Below are 25,415 nucleotides of genomic sequence, written 5' to 3'. Positions count from 1 at the left end.
ATGGCAAAGATAGACAGTGCCTACGCTTACTATGCCAGCACTTATGCCAATAAAGAGGTATCGCGCTATGATTCGCACAAGAAAAGCGACCTGCGCAAGATATACAACAGAATAATAAAGACAAATAAAGAGTCCCCTCTGTACAAGATTTCCAATATGTCCGAGGCCAAGAAATATGCTATCGATATAAAGGAAAGCTCTAAGGCCATCTTAAATGCCGTGGATTCGCTTTCTGATAAATACGCAGGCTCATCTGACTCCTTCCAGAAGAAGGTTGCGGAGTCATCTAATGAGGATGCTGTAGGTGTGCGCTACGTGGGTGACGGCTCAGAGAATAAAGGAGCAGACGGCTTTGATATAGAGGTCAGGCAGCTCGCCGCACCACAGGTCAATACCGGCAGCTACTTAGACAGCAAGGCTCTGTCCTTTATACCGGGCAGCTATTCTTTTGACATAAATACCAATGCATCATCCTATGAGTTCCAGTTCGGAGTGAGCACCGGTGAAACAAACGGCGAGGTGCAGGACAAGCTCAAGAGGCTCATAAACGCATCCGGTCTTGGCATCGAGGCAGACATAGTCCATGATGACTCAGGCAAGGCAGCGCTTCAGCTTACATCAATGCAGACAGGTCTCAGCGAGACTGAGGATTCTCTCTTTAGTGTGGCTCCGTCAGCTAACGCAGAGTCCATAAGCATGATGAAGCAGCTGGGTATTGATAAGGTATCATCCCCTGCCCACAATTCTGACTTTTCGCTGAATGGCACCGCGCACTCATCCTTGTCCAACACCTTTACCATCAATAATACCTTTGAGCTCACGCTCAAAAAGCCGACCACAGATACAGGTGCCGCAGCCATCGGTTTTAAGGCCAATTCCGATGCAGTTGCCGACAATGTGCAGACTCTGGTTGACGCATACAATAAGATGATAGACGTGGCAGATGATTATTCAGTGAACGACTCTGCAGATGCCACAAGGCTGCTTCGTGATATAAGCTCCATCACAAAGGGCTCACAGTCAAAGCTTTCCTACATCGGTCTCATGACAGACGATGACGGCAAACTCACCATTGACCGCGATATCCTCGCCGGTGCGCTTAGTCCGGACAGAGCTGATGACACCTTCAACACTCTTACAGCACTAAAGGATGCAATAGGTGACAAAGCAAACTCTGTGACAGTCAACCCTATGAACTATGTGCAGAAGGTTGTTGTGGCATATAAGAATCCCGGGCACAATTTCAACACACCATATATTTCGTCAATTTATTCAGGCATGATGCTTGACAGCTACGCATAAACGGCTGTTGTACCAAATCAGTACAACAGCCGTTATTTTATATTTTTTATAATAGTGGCTGCAGATCTCCCACCATTTTTTCCTCAAGCGTCCTGAGCCTCTCTGCAATTGCCACACTCTTTGAATCAGCATCGCGATATTCATTGAGACTGCCGCTGATTGTCTCTATGCCCATATTACAGCCCTCCGTCAGTAACTTTGCTGCCTGGGACTGATCATCATTCACTGCCATCTTCATTGCAGTCTGCAGCTTCGCAGCCATCTTTGCAAACACACCCGGTTCCTTAATATCTGCACCTGCTTTGTCAAGCATATCCCTGCAATCCACTGACAGCCCGGTGTGCTCATCATAGTACTTGTCTATCAGCTCACGAAGCTGCTTGTCATCTGTGTGTTCTCTTATATCGTCCATGCTCTCAAGTGCCATCTTACAGCCCGCTATGCAATCCTGAAGCAAGAGCACCGAATCATGATTTTCAATATTTCTGCTCATAAAAACCTCCATACTTCTTTTCTATTTAGTATGGAGGTTTTCATGAAAAAATATTCACTACACAATCGGAAACTCCAGTTTAACCCAAAACTTCCCATGTTCCCTTTTAAAGCTCATGCTTCCATTCATGCGCTGCATCATCGCATCCACGCTCTTAAGCCCTATCCCGGCACTTTTAAGAAGCGTTTTATTGTCACATACGCCATTGCCAATTTCAACGCTAAATGTTTTTTTCGTAAAAGCTGTTTTCATAACAACAGGCTTCTTATTGTCCGCATATTTATATATATTATCCGTCAGATTGGAAAATATTCTTGTCAAAAATGCCATATTAACAGCAACCTTTACCTGCTTAAAGCTTATTCCTTCTGCATCAACCTCATAATTGCTTTTCATAAGCTGAGCACACACATCTGAGAGGTAATCTCCAAATATATACTCAACATCCATTGATGCATCCAATTCAACAGGTCTTTGTGAACCGGCAATTGAAAAATCCAGCAGATTGTCTACCTGAGTCCTGATATCCAATACCTTTTCACTTATAAAATTAAGATTTTTCATATTCTCGGCATATGCTTCGTTCTCCAGTTTCATTACATCAACATATGTCATAACACCAGTCAACGGCGTACGCAGGTCATGAGCCATATTACGCATCAGTTCATCCTTTTCCTGTCGCGCTTTTTTCTCCTGTTCCTGTGATGCTTCAAGCTCTGTTTGATAGCCCGCTATAATTTTTCTGATGCGTAGATACACAAATACAATTCCCAGCATAAGAGAAAATCCCACATCAAAAATCATAAAAGCAATATAATATTTTTCCGTAAATCCTGTATATATAAATACTTCCGCCTCAATATCGGAGAACTGGACAGGCAGCTCATAGCTTCCTGTAAATCGGTAATCATACATATTTTTAGCCGGAGATATAAGCTTATCTACATTTGATTTATTGTATATTACCTTCCCCATTTCCTGAACACTATAAAACGCAACATCATGCTCCGACATCCATTCATCATATTGCTCGACATCTGTAGTACTTATATCATTATCAGATACATATTGTTGAAACTCGTCTATATATGGCTTTTCATTATAGTATATCATACAAGATCCAGCTTCAATATAATAGCTCAACAAATCAATTCCCAGATAGTATAATAGTCCAAAAACAACGCATGTGCCTATAATCGCAATTGCAAATGTCAAAGACAGCTTTTGTTTTACTCTCTTTAAATCATCTCTCAAAACGGTATCCTCTTCCCCATTCTGTGTGTATACATGCATCGCCACATGCTTTTATAAGCTTATTCCTAAGATTTTTAATGTGTACCATAACAGTATTCTTTGCATTATATGTAAAAGCCTCATCCCATACCATCTCGTATATCATCTCAATCGTATATATCCGGTCAGGATTTTTCATCAGCAATTTTAATATCTCATATTCTTTTCCTGTTAATTTTATCTCATTATCATTAAACTCAACCTTGTTTCGATTCGTAAACAGTTTAAGTCCATCTGTCTCTATAGTTTCATCCTTGTTTGTGCGATTTGCACTTCCACTGTCATATACCAGATATCGTCTGATAAGAGCTTTAACCTTTGAAATAAGCTCCATGTTCGAAAATGGCTTAGTCATGTAATCGTCACCACCTACTTCAAGCCCTTCCAGCTTATCCAGCTCTTCCGATTTTGCTGACAAAAACAATATCGGAACACTGTGTCTTTCACGCATTCTCCTGCATGTTTCAATGCCATCTAACTGAGGCATCATTATATCCATTATTACAAGGCTGAACGATTCATCTATTTTTTCTAAGGCTTCCATACCGTTTTGCGCAATTACCACACTATAATGCTGCAATTCGAGAAGCTTTTTTATTCCACTGTATACTGTTTTATCATCCTCAACAACAAGAATTTTGTCCATTATATGCTCCTATCATATTATACATGTTTATTACATCAAAAAGATTATACCACATAACCGCTCCTAATTATTCCTTAATGTGCGCAAACCCTTATTAGCATAAATACAGCTTCCAATCATAGTTATTAAAATAACGCTAATTTCCAAAAGCCCGATTCTATACACAAATTGCCAGATATTCATTTCAAAGTTCCATATATCAAGTGAAAAGCTTTTTTGAAAATTCGAAATCTCACAAAATTCAACAAAGTATTTGAAAATATTGACAGAAAATCTATTAAGCAGCCCCAATGTCAATATTCCTGCACCCACAAGTGCCGGAACAGTTATCATCAAAATCTCATATAACAGAATTTGAATTGTCTTAAATTTCCTCTGTCCAAGTGTATTGTATATTGCAATCATTTTTGAGTGTCCTTTAAGCCATAAAACGGTCAGTAACGACATAACCACAACACATACAATATACATAACACTCAATGTCACACTTGTCATACTTTTTAACATTGATATTACATCTGTCATTTGCAGTTCCTCATTCAAAACCTGATTGACAACTGCCGAATTCGGAACATTTTGAAACATTTTACTCATATCATCATATAAAAGTGATGTGCTTTTATAGTCTGAGCTGAAAAAATTTATCCCATAACAGCTTGCTTCATTGTTTAATTCTACATATGAATTATAATCAGTGAATACTATACTGTTAGCTACTTCTTTATAGTAGCCATCGCTCACCTGTGTCTTTGGAGTATTTATTGCAGTATAAATCCCAATTACCTTAATACTGATTGTATTATTTTCATACTGTATAGATACATTACTGCCAATTGACAGGTTATTTTCAGAGGCAAGCTTATCTGATATCATTGCCCCTTTATCACCTGACATCGGATATTTTCCTTTTGAAATCTTAAAGATACCACTACTGAAATATTCATTGTAAGAAGTATTTATGTTTCCACTGACATATATTTTATTTTTCTCAAAATCACTTTGTTTTTCTGTATATGGTACATTTTCAAAATCTGCCGCTTCACATATAATATCACTTGTAAATGCATTATTATATCCTACAACATTTTTATTATTATCTGCATATTCTAAAATATCTTTCCAATCATCTAAAGTAGAAAAATCGTCTGATTCAACAAGAACACAACACCCTGCCATATCTGCAAAAGATTTGTAAAAGCTCTCTATTGCCGAATCTAAAAATGTTGCAATTCCGCAAAACAGTGTCAGTACAAATATGCAAATAGCAATTAGTATATTCCGCCCCGGTCTCCCTAATAATTCTTTGCATGCCTGCCACCATTTATTCCTCATCGTCATCTCCCATATCATAGCAAATATCACATTTTTTCTTTACATAATCCGAGTGGGTTACTACTATAACACATCTGTCCTGTTCATGAGCTATCTGCTGTAACAATTCGACAATTTTTCTTCGATTTTCTTTATCCAGATTTCCTGTAGGCTCATCTGCCAGAATATATTTTGCATCTGTTATCAACGCCCTCGCTATTGCAACTCTTTGCTGCTGTCCACCTGACAATTCCGTAACCTTTCGGGTTATCTGACTATCATCAAGTCCAACCATTACAAGGCTGTCTCTACACATTTTTATCAATTCTTTTTTTGGTACATCAGGTAAGCTTATCTGGGCTGCAACCATTACATTTTCAAGGGAAGTCATATAATCAAATAACTGATAATCCTGAAAAACCAATGATATACTGTTTTGGCGCAGTTTTCTTCCACCAATATTTTGTATATTTTCTCCATCCAGCAAAATTTCCCCCTCATCCGGTTTTTCTAAACCGGCAAGTAACGATAAGCACGTTGTCTTTCCTGAACCTGACGGACCAAATATTCCATACATTTCTCCTATTTCAAATCTGTATGTAACTTTATCCAGTACATGCACAATTTCCTTCTTTGATTTATATGCATACGATACATTAATCATTTCCAACATATTTACCACTATCCCTTCGAATTTAACAGTTTCTTTGCATTTTCTTCAACAGTTGTTACAACAGGCAGTACCATAAATGCAATCCAATTAACCAACGAAATTATTAATAGAATTATAATGTTTTTCAGAGTAAAAAAAGCACTCATTTCTATACGTACCTCAAAGCCTTGAAATATTCCTGGTATATCATATCCACCTATAGCTCTGTCTGTACTATTAATTATGACATTCTTACCTATACCACTTATAATGCTACATATTAAATCGCCAAGCACACAGTATAATAGCGCACCCAAAAGTAATCCACTAATTGCATATATCATTCCTATAAATGCAAATCTACCTATACACCATTTTCTTGACCTTCCGAGTACCATAAAAAGTCCTGTATCTTTTTGGTATTGGATAGTATAAAACGAGAAAACGATTAACAAAATAATTTCACCCATTATAATTATCATCCAGCAAATTATTTTTGATGTTTTTCCCATCAATCCTACGACTTTACATTCTGAATCGAGATAATTAGAAGTATTATCATATATCTCCACATTATCTCCATACATTTTCTTTAATTGTTTTTTTACTGCATCTATATGCTCTATCTTATCAATATACACTTCGCTTCCCGTTGACGCTGTGTACTCTAACCCTAGTAACTCTACAATATAATCATAATCTACATATATAGAATTATATGGACTATGTATGTATACCGAGGTTCCCTCTTCATTTGAATCATATATTTCGAAATCACTGTCCACTTTATAAATTCCGCATATTTGTAAAGACGTTGCCTCCGATTGGTCTCCTATAGTATATTTAACTTCATCCCCTACCTTAAGGTTATTTTTTTTCGCATATCGCTGTTCTACAATAATTCCTTTATTTTCATATGTTGGAAATTCCCCTTCAATAAGAGATACATTTTTTTCCCATGAAAACAGGCTATATTGCTGCACATCCATATTTGCAACAATCACCATTTTGTCAGCCCGATTGCGCACATCTTTATTCTCCGGATCTATTCCTTTATGTTCCTTTACATTCTCTGTATCCACCGGATCTGCAATCAGCTCTCTCCACGCCCCCAGTCCTGTTACATATTTCACTTTTCTGATTTCATCATAATCACTCTTGGTAAATCCTCCATTATCATCCTCAATTACTAATGCAGCCCCATTATATAAATATGCATCTCTCTCAGATTTTTCTGAGGCATTGTTTAATAGCAGACCAATAATTTCACCCAGGATTATTGTCGCGATGATTAGTATAATAATCAAAGATTTTATTTTATTTCTTTTTATATATATAAGAGCTGTTTCTATCATATCCCATCTCCTCAATACTACCAATCGAAGGAAATGATATGTAATAAAATATCATTTCCTTCGTTTTTTATTTTCCTCTATTATTGCATTTTGGCATATCCAGAATTAATCCTTAATTGTACAGTATCATTATAGTTTTCAACATACGGCTGATAACTTGCAGTAGCTCCACTTAGAGCTTTTTTCTTTGTAACGGAAGTTCCACTAAGCACTCCTGAATAATATGAATAATTTGTTTTTGTCGAATATTTCATAAAACCAATTCCAATATTATTTCCTCTTGTTGATACTGTAACAGAAATGGTTTGATTCTGTCCATTTGTTAATGTATATCCTGTTTGACCTTTCGGAAACCATCTTCGTGCACATCCAGCATCTACAGTCCTTGATCCAAAATTAATATCTGTTGCTGCATTTACAACTCTTGATGTAGAAATAACTCCGCCACTAATTACTACAGCCATTGCTAGTACTAAAATAAATCTGAATTTTTTCATAGGCTTCTCCTTTGCTCTTAAAACTATGAATATTAGTTACTAAAGTCATAGACGTCTATAGTTTTACAATACTATATACACATAAAGAATTATCTTAAAAATTATTTAAAAATTATAAATAATTCTAAAGAAATCTAAAGAAACCTATGCTCTCAATTATTTTACTATTGCCGTTTCAGATATCCTTTTAAGTTTTTGAATTTCAATATCGGCATCAGAGAAAAGATATTTACCATCCACATATACAAGATTCGCAATAGCATCATTATCCTGATATAAAGTAATGTAACCATCATCGTTCCAACTCCATGTTCCGGTTTCCACCTTATCAGTATGTTCTATTTCCATCTCATACTCGCCTTGTTTTTCATCGTTATCATGTATGATAGCTAATTTTTTTGTACTATCTACATTTTGATACTTTGAAAAATCAAAAGTTCCATAATAAAGTCCCACCGTCACATTATTTTTTTGCTGCATTATGCTATATGTAATCAGCACACTCATTGCGCAAATGCAAACAGCAAATACTACATAAGTAATAACTCGTTTTCTCATTATCTACCTTCTCCCTATTGTTTAATCAATGTTGGCTTTATCCTTACGGTTTCATAACTCTTACTATATACTGATGCTTTCCCCCAACTTGACCATTTTCCATTTTGCTTTGTTCTATACTGTATCAACATCACAGTTGGTTTGACTTGCTTATTTAGTGCCAATTTATAATAACCTTTTCCTGTAGCCTTAACAGCAGCTCCGAATGTTCCCGTTGTAATTTTTCCCAATGGTATTCCTAATGAAACAGAACCTATTCCATATGCAACTCCTACAGATAATGAATATGTAGATCCACCTGACTCACTATAGTATAACATATCTCCATTTTTTAGATAAGTACTTTTTGTTGATTGTCCTGAAACATAATGATTTCCAGTCCATTGTGTTGACTTAACTATTGTGATAAATCTATATTATTTAAATACCTATATATCTGATCATATGTCACCAGCGACACATTTCCCATTTTTCCGGCTTCCTCAATACACCCTTGGGTAAATCCTTTTTTTGCGAATAAAAATAAATGGACATTCTCATATCTAAATAATCTGCTTCTCTTTTTCAGCTTTTCGAGCACTTTTACATCCACATTTTCATTTATCCACTTACATTCTCCAAACAATACAGTGCTTTTATCCTGATCACCCATTATATCAATTTCTGTCTGTATTCTCTCTTGTGGATCTGTTCCCCACCATCGTCCAAGATTGCTAAATTCCACAGGTGATTCCCCATCAAGCAGCAATTTCCACATATACTGCATACATATTTCTTCAAATATCCTGCCCATATAATCTGACAGATTTGGAGCAATTCTTTTATACGCAAGTTCTGTTGCACCTCTGCTAATGATAGAATTATTATCAGGTATAAACCGATACCAGAATCTAAACATATTATCAGCTATTGCATATATTGATTTTCTGGACTCCTTTTCGCCATATGGAGTTTCTTTCCGTATTAAGCCAAGATTAATCAGATTTTTCATATACTGTGAGCATACACTTGTCGTTTCGCCTATCTTGGTTGCGATTTCCGACATACGGGAGCTGCCTGTTGCTACTGCTGTTATTATTGCATTATATACAGCAGGTTCACGGACTTCCTGCTTTAACAGATTTTCAGGTTCCTCAAATATTGCCGATGCTGGGTTGAGGAACACATTTTTTATATTATCCTCTACACTCATGCTGTCATTCATCTGTAAAAGATATTGCGGAGTACCACCAACAATACCATATATCAGAGCCATATCCTCTGCTGAAAATCCGTTGAAATATTTGCAGCTATCCTCAAAATCAAACGGAAGTATTTTCATCTGGGCAGTTCTTCTGCCATACAAAGGTGCCTTATACGCCAGCACATTATCTTCCATGTAAGACATAGATGAGCCACATAAAATAAGCATCATTTTAGAATTATCTTTATTTTTATCAATAAGCATCTGCAAGGTTGAAGCCATGCTTTTCGAAGCTTTTGCCACATATGGATACTCATCTATGACAAGCACCAGTCTTTCATTTTCACATAATTTAAATACATATTCTATTGCAGCCTGAAATGACACAAATGAAGTCCCCGGCATTATTCCTGAAGCATATTCCATGATTGCCTGACTAAAGTTCTCCAGATTCTGCTTTTCGTTGCTCTCTACTCCCATAAAATATATTGCTTTTTTATCCTGTATAAAATGGCTTATGAGAGCTGTCTTCCCCACTCTTCGTCTGCCGTAGATTACTGCGAATTCAAATTTATCCGAATTATATAATCCGTTTAAAGTTGCAAGCTCTTTTTCTCTTCCTATAAACATAGCTCTTCTCCCTCCATTTCTATACACAATATTTTATTACTTATATATGGTTTAGTCAATCGTAATTTAGTTAATCATAAATAACTAAATCGTAAATAACTAAATATTTATCTTTCATTTCGTATACACAAAAAAGACGGCCGTCCCGGTCCCCACCGGTTCAGCCGTCTTTATAATAAATTTCAATGTTATACTTTTATATTTTACTCTTATTTATACTTTTTTACTAACTTTTATACTTGTTTAAATTTAGCATCTACTGCTGTGCAAGCACTGCCTGTACCTCTGCCTCTGTAGCGCATGCCATTACCTTGTCTGCCAATGCCTTGCATTCTGCCATGCTGCTGTCTGCGATGGTCTTTCTGGTCTTGAGCACACTTGTGGCACTCACTGAGAACTCATCAAGTCCGAATGCGAGTAACAGCGGAATGAGCTTTGGATCTGCTGCTGCCTCTCCACACATGCCTACCATGATTCCCTCTTTCTTACCGCACTCGATGATACGCTTGATTGCGCGAAGCACTGCCGGATTGAAGGCTGAATAAAGGTATGCTACCTTTGAGTTTCCACGGTCTACTGCCATTGTGTAGCCTGTCAGGTCGTTTGTTCCGATACTGAAGAAGGCTGCCTCTTTTGCAAGCACATCTGCCATCATGCAGGCTGCCGGTGTCTCCATCATGATACCAATTTCGAGGTTCTTGTTGTATGCAATGCCCTCTGCATCAAGCTCTTTCATGATGTCAGCTACCATTGCTTTTACACTGCGAAGCTCATCTACGCATGTCACAAGCGGAACCATTATCTTTATCCTGCCGAATGCACTGGCTCTAACAAGTGCACGAAGCTGTGTATTGTAGATGTCTGTTCTCTGGAGACAGAATCTGATAGCTCTGTAGCCTAGGAATGGGTTGTCCTCTTTCTCAAGACCCAGATATGGGATTTCCTTGTCACCTCCGATATCGAGTGTACGGATAATGACAGGCTTGCCCTTCATTGTCTCTGCTACTGATTTGTATGCCTCAAACTGCTCTTCCTCTGTAGGAATTGTGTCTCTGTCCATGAAAAGGAACTCTGTACGGAAAAGTCCTATTCCCTCTCCGTCACACTCTACAGCTTTCTTTGCGTCCTCAGGCTTTCCGATATTGCATACAAGCTCTACCTTTGTGCCGTCTGCTGATACTGTCGGCACACCCGCAAATTTCTTTAAGAGCTCTTTCTCTTTTTTGTATTCCTCAAGCAACCCAGCGAATTTCTGCTCTGTCTCAGCGTCAGGGTTTACGATTGCCTCTCCGCTTGTTCCGTTGAGTACCACTCTGTCACCATTTTTGACAGCTGTGCAGATTCCATCAATACTGAGAACTGCCGGGATTTCCATTGCTCTTGCAAGTATTGCTGAGTGGGAGGTTCTGCCGCCCACCTCTGTGAGTATTCCTGCGATATTCTCTGCCACGATACCTGCTGTCATGGATGGTGTCAGGTCATGTGCCACGAGCACTGTGCCTGCCGGAGCTGCTGAGATATCATAGTCCTCGATTCCAAGCAGAATCTTAAGGATTCTGGCTTTGATATCCCTGAAATCTGTTGCTCTCTGCTGCAAAAGCTCATCAGGTATCTGTGCAAATATCTCTGCTGTCTGCTCAAGCACCTGGTCGAGCGCCTTCTCTGCCGTGATTTTCTCACTTACTATGAGCGCTGTAATCTGCTCCTCTATGGTCGGATCCTGAAGCATCTGGATATGTCCGCGAAGGATATCCGCATCCTTTGCTCCGACTGTCTTTTCCATTCTGTCTGCCATGGCGTTTGTATCATTTACAAATTTCTCAATGGCTCCCTGGAGACGTGCGATTTCAGCGTCTGTATCTGTAATTTTCTTATTCTCAATCACTATCTCATGCTCTTCGATAATGACCACATTTCCGATTCCGATTCCTTCTGAGCCGGCGATTCCTTTGTACATATCACACCTCCGATTGACTTTGCTGGTTGATTAATCTCCGAAGTTGTCTGCCTCGAGCTCTTCCATCTTTGCAAGTGCTGCTTCCTCGTCAGCTCCCTCACACTCGAATGTAATCTCTGCATCCTTCTTGATGCATGCTGCGATGATGTTTACAAGGCTCTTTGCGTTGATTCTCTTGTCGCCGAATACGATTGTTACGTCTGAATCAAACTTGCCTGCCTCTCTTGCGATAACTCCTGCAGGTCTCATGTGAAGTCCCTCTGCTGCTTTTACTACCATTGTCTTGCTTACCATAGTTTTGTCCTCCTGAATTTAAAATTATTGGTTTGTTTGTTTATTTCGCTCACACATATGATTAACTGTATCGCCCTCTGCTATTCATCAGCCTGTCATATGTCCGTTGCTTTCTATGGTTTTATTGTACTGTGCGGTATGAGTTTTTTCAATATTCCCCAAAATGCAAAATTGCACCATCTCTGGTGCAATTTTGTATTAATGTGATATTCAGTTCCACCCCAGCTCTTTCCGGATAGCTGCACAAAGCTCATGAGGTGAAGCAGCCTCCCTGAGCCTGTCAGTCGCTCCATTTTCATTCAGAAGCTTTGTGAAATCATGGAAAAATGCCTTTGTCGTGTTGACACTGTCAAAGTTTATCGCAAGCAGAAATATCATGTCTGCCATCCTCTCGCCCCACTCTATCGGCTTGTCGAGACGTATAACAAGTATCTGGCAGCGGTTTACATGCTCAGGCTTTCCGTGCGGTATGGCTATATTGCAGCCCACAGCGGTTGCCTCCACCTTCTCACGCTCCAGTACATCCCTCGCAAACTCGCTCTGCACTATTCCTTTGTTTATGAGAAGCTGGCACGCGCGCTTTAAAACATCCTTGCGGTTTTTCGCCTTTTTCTCAAATATGATAAATTCCTCCGACAGCATCTGTGAAAACTCGCTGACCTCCGCGCTCTGGCCGGTCATGAGCTCAAAGCACTTGTTTCTGATATTTTTCTCATCCTGCGCACTGATTAGTGGAGAAACATACAGAAATCTCATATCCTTGTGGATATCTGCCCGTGTGTCTATGGTCGAGAGTATGAGGTCGCAGTCATACTCGTCAATATGCTCTATGCGGTCTGACGACAAAATGCTTACTATCCTTACATCCGGCACTCTGTTTTCTATTTTGCCCGCTATTATGCTGCCGGTCGCATAGCCTGCTGCACCGATTAACACTGCGCGCACTGTCATAGGATTTCTGTGCAGGGCTCCGCCCACCTGCAAGGCAATAAAAGCTATCTCATTCTCGCTCGGCATGGCGCCTGTGTACTTTTCGTAGTATCTCGATACTGTAAAACATACCGTAAAGAGACTGGCATACGATTGTGTGATATCGGAAAGAAACGGATTGTCTATCTCTATGCCAAAATGAGTCCTCGCAATGGAGCCCGGTAAAAAGCTACGCATGCTCTCACGTAGAAGCTCATTTTCAATCAGATTGGCAGCGAGAAGATTTGACAGATACACTATCATCTCATCCTCTATGCTAAGCGCCTCCTCACAGGACATGACAACGCGGTTTTGTCCCTCGGCACAGGAAAAAAGCATTGCCAGATACATGATTTCAGGCTGTGAGAGGCTGATGCCGTGATGTCTTTCCAGAAAGCCTGCTGCCTCCTTTGCCATGTTCTCATGCTCTATCATTACGAATCCATTTTTCTGTACCTGCTGCTCTGTTTCGGTGCCCGCATCCCCATCACTTGCAGCATCACATATTCGGTTCGACAGATCTAACTCATCCGTTTTCAGTTCCTTCTCCACATCCACCCTGAAAAGTGCAATGGCTATATACTCTGCCAGCATCTGAAATGTGTAATCCGTAAAGATGATATCAAAGCGTCTCTCCACATGATGTATCATGTCAACTGCCATCGACAGATTTACGCTTCTGAAATTATTGGCTATCACCTCGGCCGCGCGTCTTGAAAGCCTGTGGTCATCGGTCTTGATAACCTGCTTATCACTGATTGGATACCTGCAGAAATGCCTCATGGCTTTTCTGATATCAAGCTCACTGCCTGTCGCATATATTCCGTAACCCGCCGTTCTGTGCACCTTAATGCCAAAGAGCAGAAGCTCTGCGTCAAGCTCATTTATATCATCCATGATGACATTTTTGCTGACGTTTAACTCCTCCGAAAAAAGCGCATACGTGTATGTATCCCAGCCACTTAGCAGAATATACGATATGTAGTTCTGTCTCTTCTTCTGCGATACTGCTGCCGATTTCCGCCCTGCCACATCCAGAATCTTTCCTATCTGCGCATCGCTAAAGCACGGCTTCATGCCTTTGCCCGGCTTTCTGTCGAGCGTCATAGAGTTTTGCTCACAAAAATCAGCCACCTCCTTCAGATATGTCTTCACACTTCGCTCCGACATACCTGTGGACGCAGCAAGAGCCTTTGATGTGACAAGCTCATTGTTGTGCTCTGCCAGCTTTTCAATTATCAATAATCCCTTTTCTGAAAGCATAAATCAAAGTTCTCCTGATTATACGTAATTTAACAATTCGACCGGTTCATCTATCAGATTTGTTGCACCATGCTCCTTCAAAAACTCTACGTCCCTGAAGCCCCATGTGACAGATACGCACTCCAGACCTGAGTTTTTCGCTGTGGCGATATCCACATCGGAGTCCCCCACATAGATTGCTTCATCTGCACTCACCTGAAGCTCTTTAAGTGCCTTCTGCACCATATCAGGTGCCGGCTTTTTGCGTATACCCTCTTCCTCCATCTCGCCGACTGCCGATGTCATATACTCCTTGAAATAAAGCTGATTGAGCTCCTTTACCGCCGGGTCAAGCTTGTTTGAAACAATAGCAAGCTTTATGCCGTTTAATTTAAGCTCCTTTAAAAGCTCCATGATTCCATCATAAGGTGCTGTATTGTCATTGCAATGAGCCTCATAATATTCCTTGAAATCCGAAAATGTCTTTTCAAACTTTGGATTGTCTGCCCCCTGTGGCACTGCGCGCTCCATCAGAAGCTTTACACCGTTTCCCACAAATCTGCGCACCTCGTCGAGTGTACGCTCCGGCATGCCATTTTGTTTTAATGCATAGTTTGTTGCATTTTTTAAATCCTCAAGTGTATAGAGAAGTGTTCCATCAAGGTCGAAAACGACCGCTTTTTTACGGTTTTCCTCCTCACCCTTTGCTATATGTGTCTTTTCAAATTCTGTCTTGCTTATCATATATGCCTCATTCCTGTCATCATTTGGCAGAACCATAATATCTCCAGGTCTGCCTGATATATAACTGCTGTCATCCTTATTCTTAAATAGCTTTACCTTGTGCTTTAGCACAAATGCTCTTGAAAAATCCTCCTCAACAGGTATGCACACTCTGGCATGTGCCATTCCATCCACTATAGTCTCCGTATCCTTATTCTTGAACTTCGGGACATAATCTGTCTGTTTCACAGTAAACCGCCAGTCCTTGTATATCCTGAAGCTTTTGTTCAGCCTGTCCAGATTTAAAATCCGTACACTGCCGTCTTCTCCTATTATGACTACCGTATCTTCACTAACCGGTGTGGAGATATCCCCCTTAGCTGTCCGCACTCCCATGCAGCAGCCCACAGGCAGTATATCCTTTGCAATGATACATCCCATCGGTATCGGGCGTTTTTTATAATCCACTTTTTTGAAGCCACTCGTATCAAAATCTTCTCCGTAAATTATCTTTGTATCGTTTAAATAATCAAAAATCCTCTCTTCCAATAATGATTTGATTGCAGAATCCGAAGGACGTTTGTGTGTACCATCGCTGCTGTACTGAAATCTTGGTGTCACGTCTTTTTCTTTGCAGTAGACATTATAGCTGTCTATCAGCAGATCCATCGGAATAAATCCACCGGCCTTGTAATAATGCCCTCCGCCTGAGCCTATGTCCCTGCACACTTCCTGCGCCATTTCGCTTGCGCTCACCTCTTTTATACAGCTTCTAAACGAAAGCTTCACTCCATTCTTAATCACTGAAAATACCATACATATGTCAATAGCATCCACCTCCAGCACAAAATCGCTTATGATGCCGAGTACATTCGGGTCACATGCCCCTGCCTTTACGATCGCCAGACGATATTCCTCTATATAATCGCGCCCCAGCAATGCTGTTGCGGCTATGTCCAGCTCCTCAAGTGACATGTTGGCATTTCGGAATTTGGCCACTATAGTGTTGTCAAAATCCGCCTCATCGCGCAGGTCCCTATCAAGCGAATGTGTTATCTCGGTAAATTCTCCGGTGTCGGTGTAAAGTCCATAATACAGTGCTGTTGCCAGGTTTCGATTTATCTCTACGCCCTCCTCACGCAGCATATCCCACACAATTGTCGCACATGAGCCCATATAGCTCATGACACGGTTCATAGCAGGAAGCTCTCCCGATACTCTGTGGTGATCTATGACAGCTACATTTTCTGCCTTGAAAAATGTGACATTCCCACCACCGTACTGACAATCGACAGTCACAAGCAGCTGCGGATTGTCTAAAAAATCCACATGCTCTATCGGTATGCCAAGACTGTCTACCATAAGCACCAGATTGCTCTTGTGTATGATATTCCTGCCTCCGTATACAAGTCTGGGACTTTTTCCATTCATCCTCAGATATTCATAGACTCCAAAGCCGCTTGCCAGTGCATCTGCGTCCGGATTATCATGACATTGCACAATTATGTTATCAAATTGTAATAAATCACTTAGCTTCATTATTAGCTCCCTGAATAGTTATATTAATTCATTTTCTCATATGTGTATTTATGGCTGCTTCAAATCATAACATTATTTCAGGTACGGAAACAGCAGCGAGCTTCTGTCCTTCTCGTCAAACATCGAATTGTACTGCAGGATATTGTATGCCTTTATCCATTTTGCCTCGTCTCCTGTTGCGTCTTCCACATGCATAAAACACTCATTCTTTTTCGAATAATAGCCCCTTGAATTTATGGCCGGAATCTTCTCCATCAGCTCTGCGAGGAACCGGTTGTATGCCGGCAGATCTATGTTGGCTCTCTCAAGCGTCAGTGTGGACAGGTAGTTGAGGCTCGTCACATCAACTTTCTGTGCATCCGTCTCGTAATTGGTCCATATCAAAAACGGCACCTTGTACAGATTCTCAAGCTCCTGCTCCGTAAGTCCGGAATTGCCCTTGCCATTTAAGAGCTTGATAAAATCATTGCATAATCCAGGCTGGTGGTCTCCAAAAAACACAATCTCTACCGGATCATCCACACCCTTAAAGTATGTGATGAGATTTTCGAGCGCCTTGTCACTTTCATTCAAAAGTGACAGATACTGGTTCGCATCGGTGTATGACGCTCCAACCTTGTAAACCTCCTGGTTGAAGTTGTCATATCTCTCACCGTAGCCACCGTGGTTTTGCATCGTGACTCCCATGATGTAAAGTTTCTCGTCATCGCTCTTTTTCTCGTAGCGGTCAATAATCTTATCATAGAGCTCCTGGTCAGTGATATATTCCCTGAGTATCTTTGTCTGGTCAAAATCATCTATAAAGTAAGTCTCATCATAGCCCAGATGCGGATAAATCTTGTTCCTGCTCCAGCCTGTCGCATAGTACGGATGCATCGCAACCGTCGTATAGCCGATATTCTTCAGGTTTGAGACTATGGAGGTCGGGTCATCATTTATATACTGCTGATAAACCACCGAGCCGTCCGGCAGAAATGCCATCGAGTTTCCTGTCTCAAATTCCCACTCAGAGTTTGGCGTCTTCGCACCGTACACGGACGAAAGAGCATAGCCTTTAAGCGTATTTTCACTCAAAGAATCCATAAACGGCGTAACCTGCGTGTTGGTCTCAAAATCTCCCACCACCGACAAATCCGCAAACGACTCATTCATGATAACAATGATTGTCGGATTTTTCGCATCAGACTGCGAATATGAGCTGTCCGTTTCCTTGAAATTGCCTGCTATCTTGTCAACTGCCGCCTTGCTGTAGCCATCAGGAGCCTTCACAAAGCTGTCCCTTATGCCGAGCACAAAGTTCAGCAGATAGCCGTTTCTGTACGTGCCCTTTTTCTCCCAGGTCTCGGTGTTCAGTGACATGGAATTCATGATGACATACAGCACGCATATTATTGTGAGAAGAATCGAAATAATCCTCATATGGATAGCTGACTCGAACTGCACTTCTATGCGCCTTACCAGCATGAGATACAAAACAGCCGCCAGAATCACATACAAAAACTTGTAGTCTATGACGAATTTGTATTTTGTCACGACAGAAAGTCCTGTTCCCGCTGACTTCAAATCCGCATACGTAAACTCATTACCACGGAATTCATAGACAAAGTAATCTATAAATCCAAACGCGAGTATGGCAATTGATGCTATGGTACATGTCAGCCTCGTGTTGTTTGTGATAAAAAGTATCACCAGATATATGGCGAGCGCCAGAACCACATTCACCACGCATACCATATCGGTGGTTTTCACAAAGTCCTCATCAGTCAGCAGCACATACTGCACCGAAAAAACAGATAGTATCGCTCCGATGACAAGCAGTATCGCAGCCCAAAGCCACGACAGCTTCACCGGAAGCTCAAGCTTCACATTTACAAGTCCAAAATATACTGCCGCAAACAAAAGAATCACCCACCAGCTTGCCGATGTAAAGTAACCTACCAGCGCGGCCGCCACTGCTGCAATTCCAAAATGTATGTTGTTTTGTTTTGTTATCTCAAATTTGATGCTCATTTCTGCCTCTTCATATTGCCTGTTAATATTGCCTCTTAATGCTTTCTCTTAGTGCTTTCTCTTAATGTTGCGATTTGATTTTAAATTATATTTCCTAATTAGCAAAGAAGTCCTCAATTTGACTGTATATAATGTGCATCAGATTTGTTCTTGCCTCAACGCTTGCCCACGCAATATGCGGTGTGATAATCAGCTTGTTTGAATCCTTTATCGCACGGAGCGGATTGTCCTCACTCATAGGCTCCTGCGCCAGCACATCAAGACCTGCCGCCGCCAGCTCTCCATCCATAAGCGCCTGTGCCAGATCCGCTTCATTCACTATAGGACCTCTGCCAAGATTTAAAAATATCGCAGATTTTTTCATCTTTTCAAACGCAGCCTTGTCCATCAGACCAAGTGTATCATCTGTGAGCGGTGCATGCACCGACACGATATCAGACGTGGCAAGCAGAGTATCAAAATCCACCCTCTCATAGCCCGGCTGCGAGTTTCTTCCTGAGGTAGAATAATAAACCACATGGCAGCCAAAAGCCTTTGCGATATCAGCCACGCGTCTTCCGATATTTCCAAGCCCCACGATGCCCCAGGTCATACCGCTAATCTGGTGAAACACATTGGAAAAATGCGTAAACGACGTATCACCCACATATTTCTCGCTCTTCACATAATCATCATAATATCTCAGCTTCTCAAGCAGGTAAAATAGCAGTGCAAACGTATGCTGCGCCACGGTCTCTGTAGAATACCCTGCGACATTTCTCCATTCAATGCCTCTTTTTACCAGATATTCTTTATCCAGATTGTTTGTGCCTGTTGCAGTCACACATACAAGCTTTAAATTTTTTGCCTGTCCTATTGATTTCTCATTTACCTCGACCTTATTTAAAACAATCACATCAGCATCCCTTGTGCGCTCCGCTGCTTCCTCTGTTGTTGAAAAATCATATTTGACAACCTCTCCGAGCTTGTCATATTCGGAAAGGTCGATGTCGTCACCAATTGTTTTGGAATCTAAAAATACTATTTTCATGGTTTGTTTCCTCTGTGCTATATATTTATTTGTTTTAATTTATATTTTTAGGGGACTTCGCACTTGCAGGCTGTGATGGTGCGCCGGCATATGGTATATTCCTCAGAAATATATGAAGTCAGCCACAAAAAATGCATCCGGATAGTCTGTTTTATCAGTCTGCTTTTTATCGTCACCGAAGGTTAATGGAACTTTGTGGCAGTTCATATATTTCTTCGGAACACACCATATGCCAGCGGTAATGCAGGTTTGCGTGTGCGAAGTCATCTCAATAATTATCTATATTTATCACTATTTATTGTTATTTGACAATTTTAATCTTTATTTGCCAATGTTTATGATTAATAGAATTACAGCTAGCTTTAAATACTAACAAATTACCTAGCATAATAGCATTAACATAATAGTATTAGCGCAATTTATAAATGTAATCATATGTTCATTTCATACATATAAATATATTTATACCACATTTCCGGAAATAAAACCACTGTATCAGTATTTGATTAAACAAAGCTTAAGAAAGCCCACCATATTAATGATAAATTTCATCAATATGGTGGGCTTTAACTATTCTGTATCTCTCTTATGTTGGCATTTTATTTCACAGAGAATTTGTAATCGGTCTCTGTGTGGTATGTATCACCTGCCTTTGTAACAGGTGTACTGAAGTTGGTCTCATTTATTGAGTTTGGATAGAACTGTGTCTCGAGGCAGAATGCATCGCGGTTATTGTATTTGACTCCGCCCTTGCCTTCCTGTCCCACGATAAAGTTGGCAGTATAAAGCTGGATTCCGACACAGTCGGTGTATACCTCCATCTGTATGCCACTCTCAGGAGAGTATGCTGTTGCGACCTTTTCTACTCCCGGAGCGGTCTTGTCTATTGCAAAATTGTGATCATATCCGCTTCCATAATGAAGCTGTGTATCATTTGCCTCGATATCTCTTCCGATTGGCTTAGCCTCTGTAAAATCAAATGGTGTACCCTCAACCGGTGCAATCTCACCTGTAGGAATAGCCTTGGAATCCTTTACAGGTGTGTAATGCTCAGCATTTATCTGCAATGTGTGAGTGTATACGCTTCCTGATGCATGACCGTTCAGATTGAAATAGCTGTGGTTTGTCATATTGAAGGTAGTTGTCTTATCTGCCTTTGCATTGTATATAATAGCGAGAGCATTTTCTTCTGTTACCTTAAATGTCACATCAACGACTGCATTTCCAGGGAAGCCCTGCTCCAGATCTGCATCCTCTATCTCAAAGGTAATCTCATCTGCCTTCTGCTCCTTAACAGTCCAAAAGCGCTTAGAAAAACCATTTGATCCACTGTGAAGACTGTTCTCATTGTCATTAGCCTCAAGCTTATATTCCACTCCATCAATATTAATCTTTGCATCGGATATCCTGTTTGCATATCTGCCGACAGTAGCACCAAAATAGCTGTACTCCTTCTCATATGACTTTACATTGTCATATCCTAAAATGACATCTCTCTCATTGCCATCCTTGTCCTTTACAAAAATAGATACAACTGAAGCGCCATAGTCTGTCAAAAGTACTCTCAATCCACCGCCATTGCTGATTTCGTAAAGCGATGCCTCCACTCCTTTTGATGTTGTACCGAAAGCTTTTTTACTCATGCCCCATATCCTCCTTTGGTTACATTATGTTTGTTGCATTTTTTGTAACTTTATGTTTGTTACATTTTGTTTTAATACATTATGCTTTTTACATTATGTTCTGTTACTCTTTGCTTGGTAGCATTTCGATTGCATAATCGCGTTTATCTTATTCTACGCATTCCTTTGTATTTTACTTCTTTTGATCGCATAAGTAAACTTTTTCGTGCAAATATCCGATAAAATATTTATAACAAATATTTAAGTGCAATTATACGTTCAAAATAAAACCTAAAATAATAGTAACCGCATAGTTATAATTAAAAATAATAAGAGGATTAACATGAGTACACGAGTAAGTTCAGCAACAAATCTTTCAGCAACATATTTTATGAGAAATTTTTATTCAAACAACCGCGATGCCATGAAATCATCCAAACGCAAAGAATATAGTATTACAGAGCTCGCTTACGATGATTCAACCGCCCTGCACCGCGCAGCTAAAAAATTAAAGAACTACAAGTATTCGGACGACGAAAATACCGATAACATCCGCGGAACAGTCATGGCTCTTGTTGACACATACAACAATTCCATTGATTCCGCCTCAAACAGCAGTTCAAGCTCCATGAAGCGTTACGCCAAGCAGCTCAAAAAGCTGGCAGGCAAATACACCGACGAGCTTGAGGACATTGGCATCACAATAAACAAGGACGGTACTCTGAAAGCTAATGAGGAGCTCGTCAAAAAAGCCGACGCAGACACTCTTAATTCTCTGTTCGGAAATGACAATGACTTCACAAGCAGTCTGTATCGTGTCTCACGCCAGATGAGCAGCTCGTCACATGATGATTACTACACATCACTGCGGACAGGAAGCAATATAAATCTAACGGTGTAAATCTAATGATGTTTTTTTATAATGTAATTTTGGCATTTCAACTGTAGAATTTCGACTTTGCAAAAGAATAATAGATAATAAATATTTGGCTGTCTTTTTTTTAATTAGAGCAAAAAAAAGACAGCCATCGTTCTGCTGTCTTTTAGGAGAAGGTATTTTACTATGGGGATAGTAAAAAATATATAATGTATTGGGGGGTTTTTACAGTTATTATAGTATCACCTTGGCCTCTGAAAGTGTTAACAAACATGCACAAATTTTCGATTATTTTTTGTGCAGTTTTACTAATTAAAATACGTTGTCCGGAGTTCGAACCCTCCGATGTCTTGCATTAAAAAACGCCTCTCTAAGAGAGACGTTTTTCAATGAGACATCGGGGATTCGAACCCCGGACAACTTGATTAAAAGTCAAGTGCTCTACCACCTGAGCTAATATCCCATAATAAATTAAAATGCCCAGTTCCGGAATCGAACCAGAGACACACGGATTTTCAGTCCGTTGCTCTACCAACTGAGCTAACTGGGCACAATGCTTACGCATCGAGTTGCGGGAATAGGATTTGAACCTATGACCTCCGGGTTATGAGCCCGGCGAGCTTCCAGACTGCTCCATCCCGCGATAGTATTTAGTTACTCTATAAAGAGTAATGGGCAGAGATGGATTCGAACCATCGAAGCAAGTTGCAGCAGATTTACAGTCTGTCCCCTTTGGCCACTCGGGAATCTGCCCATAATACAATTCAATATTAAATTGTATAAAGCCGATGATCGGACTCGAACCGATAACCTGCTGATTACAAATCAGCTGCTCTGCCAATTGAGCCACATCGGCATAACTAATAAAGGAATTAGTTAAATGGGACCTACAGGGCTCGAACCTGTGACCCTCTGCTTGTAAGGCAGATGCTCTCCCAGCTGAGCTAAGATCCCACGCGTTACTTGTAGTGAGTATTAAAAAATTCATCTGATTTAATCGTCATATAATCATGAATAAAGACTCACTATAAACGACCCAGACGGGACTCGAACCCGTGACCTCCGCCGTGACAGGGCGGCGCTCTAACCAACTGAGCCACTAGGCCATATAAAGGTTTATACCTTCAAAACTTCATACAATTCCGATTTGTTTTCTTCGTTATTAACCAGATTAAGCCCTCGACCTATTAGTAACAGTCAGCTCCACATGTTGCCATGCTTCCACCTCTGCCCTATCTACCTTGTAGTCTTCAAGGGGTCTTACTCCCGAAGGAGGGATATCTCATCTTGAGGGGGGCTTCACGCTTAGATGCCTTCAGCGTTTATCCCTTCCAGACTTGGCTACTCTGCCATGCCGTTGGTCGACAACAGATACACCAGTGGTCCGTCCATCCCGGTCCTCTCGTACTAAGGACAGCTCCTCTCAAATATCCTCCGCCCGCGCCGGATAGGGACCGAACTGTCTCACGACGTTCTGAACCCAGCTCGCGTACCGCTTTAATGGGCGAACAGCCCAACCCTTGGGACCTGCTACAGCCCCAGGATGCGATGAGCCGACATCGAGGTGCCAAACCACTCCGTCGATGTGAACTCTTGGGAGTGATAAGCCTGTTATCCCCAGGGTAGCTTTTATCCGTTGAGCGATGGCAATCCCACTTTATACCACCGGATCACTAAGTCCTACTTTCGTACCTGCTCCACCCGTCGGTGTCGCAGTCAAGCTCCCTTCTGCCTTTGCACTCTTCAAATGGTTTCCAACCATTCTGAGGGAACCTTTGAGCGCCTCCGATACCCTTTCGGAGGCGACCGCCCCAGTCAAACTCCCCGCCTGACATTGTCCCATTGCCAGTTCATGGCAACTGGTTAGAAACCCAGTACTACAGGGGTGGTATCCCAACAGCGACTCCGGACAGACTGGCGTCCATCCTTCTTCGTCTCCCACCTATCCTGTACATGCAGTACCGAATCCCAGTATCAAACTGGAGTAAAGCTCCATGGGGTCTTTCCGTCCTGGCGCGGGTAACCAGCATCTTCACTGGTACTTCAATTTCACCGGATGCATTGTCGAGACAGTGCTCAAATCATTACGCCTTTCGTGCGGGTCGGAACTTACCCGACAAGGAATTTCGCTACCTTAGGACCGTTATAGTTACGGCCGCCGTTTACTGGGGCTTAAATTCAAAGCTTCGCCGAAGCTAACCTCTCCTCTTAACCTTCCAGCACCGGGCAGGCGTCAGCCCATATACTTCACCTTTCGGTTTCGCATAGACCTGTGTTTTTGCTAAACAGTTGCTTGAGCCTATTCTCTGCGGCCTGCTCTCGCAGGCACCCCTTCTCCCGAAGTTACGGGGTCATTTTGCCGAATTCCTTAACAATGCTTCTTCCGTCGGCCTTAGGATTCTCTCCTCATCCACCTGTGTCGGTTTACGGTACGGGCACGCATTACACAATAGCAGCTTTTCTCGGCACATGGCTCACACGCTTCACTACTTTATTTCGCTCCACATCACGTCTTCGGATTATACGACGGATTTGCCTATCGTACACCTACCCCGCTTGTACCGGTATTTCCATTCCCGGCTCGTGCTTTCCACATGCGTCCCTACAGTTCTGATAATGCGTGGTACAGGAATCTAAACCTGTTATCCATCGCTTACGTCTTGCGACCTGTGCTTAGGCCCCGACTTACCCAGAGCAGATCAGCTTTACTCTGGAAACCTTAGATATTCGGCCGAAAGGATTCCCACCTTTCTCTCGCTACTCATTCCGGCATTCTCTCTTCTTATCCCTCCACTGCTCCTTCCGGTACAGCTTCGTCGGTTTTAAGAATGCTCCTCTACCACTCGCATTGCGAGTCCACGGCTTCGGTGTCGTGTTTCAGCCCCGGACATTTTCGGCGCAGGAACTCTCGACTAGTGAGCTGTTACGCACTCTTTGAATGTATGGCTGCTTCTGAGCCAACATCCTAGTTGTCTTCGAATTCCCACATCCTTTTCCACTTAACACGCACTTTGGGACCTTAGCCGGTGGTCTGGGCTCTTTCCCTTTTGACTGCCCAACTTATCTCGTGCAGTCTGACTCCCGATCATCATCTACATGGCATTCGGAGTTTGATATTCTTTGGTAAGCTTTGACGCCCCCGCGGAAATTCAGTGCTCTACCTCCATAAGACTAAATCGAGGCTAGCCCTAAAGCTATTTCGAGGAGAACCAGCTATCTCCGGGTTCGATTG

19 protein-coding genes, 7 tRNA genes and 1 rRNA gene (1 of these 27 cut by a window edge) are annotated in these 25,415 nt (G+C 41.3%); 2 read left to right on the top strand and 25 right to left on the bottom strand.

The genetic code is table 11. The features are described 5' to 3' along the window. Nucleotides 1-1,302: a flagellar filament capping protein FliD gene (fliD, locus tag EUBREC_RS01665; RefSeq protein ID WP_041253809.1), complete on the top strand. Its 1,302-nt coding sequence runs from the start codon at nt 1-3 to the stop codon at nt 1,300-1,302. A 46-nt stretch (nt 1,303-1,348) separates the two neighbouring features. On the opposite strand, the gene EUBREC_RS01660 is transcribed toward fliD, so the two are convergent. The 17 genes from EUBREC_RS01660 to EUBREC_RS01580 all read right to left on the bottom strand — a co-directional run bounded on the left by EUBREC_RS01660 (nt 1,349) and on the right by EUBREC_RS01580 (nt 21,327). Beyond that, on the bottom strand, nt 1,349-1,795 hold the full coding sequence (locus EUBREC_RS01660) for a hypothetical protein (RefSeq protein WP_022292745.1): 447 nt from the start codon (nt 1,793-1,795) through the stop codon (nt 1,349-1,351). A gap of 57 nt (nt 1,796-1,852) precedes the next feature. Beyond that, the gene (locus tag EUBREC_RS01655) at nt 1,853-3,049 is read right to left on the bottom strand and encodes a sensor histidine kinase (RefSeq protein ID WP_041253807.1); all 1,197 of its coding nucleotides are present in this window, start codon (nt 3,047-3,049) and stop codon (nt 1,853-1,855) included. Then, nucleotides 3,039-3,734, bottom strand: a complete 696-nt coding sequence (locus tag EUBREC_RS01650) for a response regulator transcription factor (protein WP_012741278.1) — start codon at nt 3,732-3,734, stop codon at nt 3,039-3,041. The genes EUBREC_RS01655 and EUBREC_RS01650 overlap by 11 nt, the downstream gene beginning before the upstream one ends. Before the next feature lie 63 nt (nt 3,735-3,797). Beyond that, entirely contained in the window at nt 3,798-5,096 is a 1,299-nt protein-coding gene (locus tag EUBREC_RS01645) for an FtsX-like permease family protein (RefSeq protein ID WP_306718549.1), read from the bottom strand. Then, nucleotides 5,056-5,718, bottom strand: coding sequence for an ABC transporter ATP-binding protein (locus tag EUBREC_RS01640; RefSeq protein ID WP_022292753.1), 663 nt, complete (start codon nt 5,716-5,718; stop codon nt 5,056-5,058). Before EUBREC_RS01640 ends, EUBREC_RS01645 begins: the two co-directional genes overlap by 41 nt. An 8-nt stretch (nt 5,719-5,726) precedes the next feature. Continuing rightward, nucleotides 5,727-7,052 carry an ABC transporter permease gene (locus EUBREC_RS01635; RefSeq protein WP_012741275.1) on the bottom strand — a complete coding sequence of 442 codons (1,326 nt, stop codon included), beginning with the start codon at nt 7,050-7,052 and terminating at the stop codon, nt 5,727-5,729. An 80-nt stretch (nt 7,053-7,132) separates the two neighbouring features. Continuing rightward, a complete protein-coding gene (locus tag EUBREC_RS01630; protein WP_012741274.1) occupies nt 7,133-7,549 on the bottom strand; it encodes a hypothetical protein in 417 nt (138 codons plus the stop codon). A gap of 156 nt (nt 7,550-7,705) precedes the next feature. Beyond that, the gene (locus tag EUBREC_RS01625; protein ID WP_012741273.1) at nt 7,706-8,107 is read right to left on the bottom strand and encodes a hypothetical protein; all 402 of its coding nucleotides are present in this window, start codon (nt 8,105-8,107) and stop codon (nt 7,706-7,708) included. A 14-nt stretch (nt 8,108-8,121) separates the two neighbouring features. Next, entirely contained in the window at nt 8,122-8,427 is a 306-nt protein-coding gene (locus tag EUBREC_RS01620; RefSeq protein ID WP_012741272.1) for a hypothetical protein, read from the bottom strand. A 77-nt stretch (nt 8,428-8,504) separates the two neighbouring features. Further along, complete coding sequence (locus tag EUBREC_RS01615) at nt 8,505-9,920, bottom strand: ATP-binding protein (protein ID WP_012741271.1); 1,416 nt, start codon at nt 9,918-9,920, stop codon at nt 8,505-8,507. Nucleotides 9,921-10,176: 256 nt separating this feature from the next. Then, nucleotides 10,177-11,877 (bottom strand): phosphoenolpyruvate--protein phosphotransferase, encoded by a 1,701-nt coding sequence (ptsP, locus tag EUBREC_RS01610; RefSeq protein WP_012741270.1) that lies wholly within the window; start codon nt 11,875-11,877, stop codon nt 10,177-10,179. A gap of 30 nt (nt 11,878-11,907) precedes the next feature. Then, on the bottom strand, nt 11,908-12,171 hold the full coding sequence (locus EUBREC_RS01605; protein ID WP_012741269.1) for an HPr family phosphocarrier protein: 264 nt from the start codon (nt 12,169-12,171) through the stop codon (nt 11,908-11,910). Between the two features lie 210 nt (nt 12,172-12,381). Next, nucleotides 12,382-14,403, bottom strand: a complete 2,022-nt coding sequence (locus EUBREC_RS01600) for a BglG family transcription antiterminator (protein WP_012741268.1) — start codon at nt 14,401-14,403, stop codon at nt 12,382-12,384. An 18-nt stretch (nt 14,404-14,421) separates the two neighbouring features. Then, nucleotides 14,422-16,644 carry an HAD-IIIA family hydrolase gene (locus tag EUBREC_RS01595; RefSeq protein WP_012741267.1) on the bottom strand — a complete coding sequence of 741 codons (2,223 nt, stop codon included), beginning with the start codon at nt 16,642-16,644 and terminating at the stop codon, nt 14,422-14,424. Between the two features lie 72 nt (nt 16,645-16,716). Then, nucleotides 16,717-18,654, bottom strand: a complete 1,938-nt coding sequence (locus EUBREC_RS01590) for an LTA synthase family protein (RefSeq protein ID WP_012741266.1) — start codon at nt 18,652-18,654, stop codon at nt 16,717-16,719. Nucleotides 18,655-18,748: 94 nt separating this feature from the next. Continuing rightward, a complete protein-coding gene (locus EUBREC_RS01585; RefSeq protein WP_012741265.1) occupies nt 18,749-19,684 on the bottom strand; it encodes a D-2-hydroxyacid dehydrogenase in 936 nt (311 codons plus the stop codon). 599 nt (nt 19,685-20,283) lie between these two features. Then, nucleotides 20,284-21,327 carry an aldose epimerase family protein gene (locus tag EUBREC_RS01580; protein WP_012741263.1) on the bottom strand — a complete coding sequence of 348 codons (1,044 nt, stop codon included), beginning with the start codon at nt 21,325-21,327 and terminating at the stop codon, nt 20,284-20,286. A 322-nt stretch (nt 21,328-21,649) separates the two neighbouring features. Between EUBREC_RS01580 and EUBREC_RS01575 the strand changes: the two genes are divergently transcribed. Next, nucleotides 21,650-22,207 carry a hypothetical protein gene (locus EUBREC_RS01575; protein ID WP_041253802.1) on the top strand — a complete coding sequence of 186 codons (558 nt, stop codon included), beginning with the start codon at nt 21,650-21,652 and terminating at the stop codon, nt 22,205-22,207. A gap of 366 nt (nt 22,208-22,573) precedes the next feature. Here EUBREC_RS01575 and EUBREC_RS01570 read toward each other — a convergent pair. The 8 genes from EUBREC_RS01570 to EUBREC_RS01535 form a co-directional block, all read right to left on the bottom strand. Then, nucleotides 22,574-22,646, bottom strand: a tRNA-Lys gene (locus EUBREC_RS01570). Nucleotides 22,647-22,660: 14 nt separating this feature from the next. Then, a tRNA-Phe gene (locus EUBREC_RS01565) sits at nt 22,661-22,733 on the bottom strand. A gap of 19 nt (nt 22,734-22,752) precedes the next feature. Further along, a tRNA-Met gene (locus EUBREC_RS01560) sits at nt 22,753-22,826 on the bottom strand. 29 nt (nt 22,827-22,855) lie between these two features. Continuing rightward, nucleotides 22,856-22,937: transfer RNA gene (locus EUBREC_RS01555), tRNA-Tyr, on the bottom strand. Nucleotides 22,938-22,966: 29 nt separating this feature from the next. After that, nucleotides 22,967-23,039: transfer RNA gene (locus EUBREC_RS01550), tRNA-Thr, on the bottom strand. 25 nt (nt 23,040-23,064) lie between these two features. Next, nucleotides 23,065-23,137: transfer RNA gene (locus tag EUBREC_RS01545), tRNA-Val, on the bottom strand. Between the two features lie 78 nt (nt 23,138-23,215). Beyond that, nucleotides 23,216-23,289: transfer RNA gene (locus EUBREC_RS01540), tRNA-Asp, on the bottom strand. Nucleotides 23,290-23,350: 61 nt separating this feature from the next. Further along, nucleotides 23,351-25,415, bottom strand: a 23S ribosomal RNA gene (locus EUBREC_RS01535); it runs 820 nt beyond the window's last position.

Origin of the sequence: Agathobacter rectalis ATCC 33656, assembly GCF_000020605.1 — a bacterium.
GTDB lineage: Bacteria > Bacillota > Clostridia > Lachnospirales > Lachnospiraceae > Roseburia > Roseburia rectalis.
This window is presented reverse-complemented; position numbering and strand designations above follow the sequence as displayed.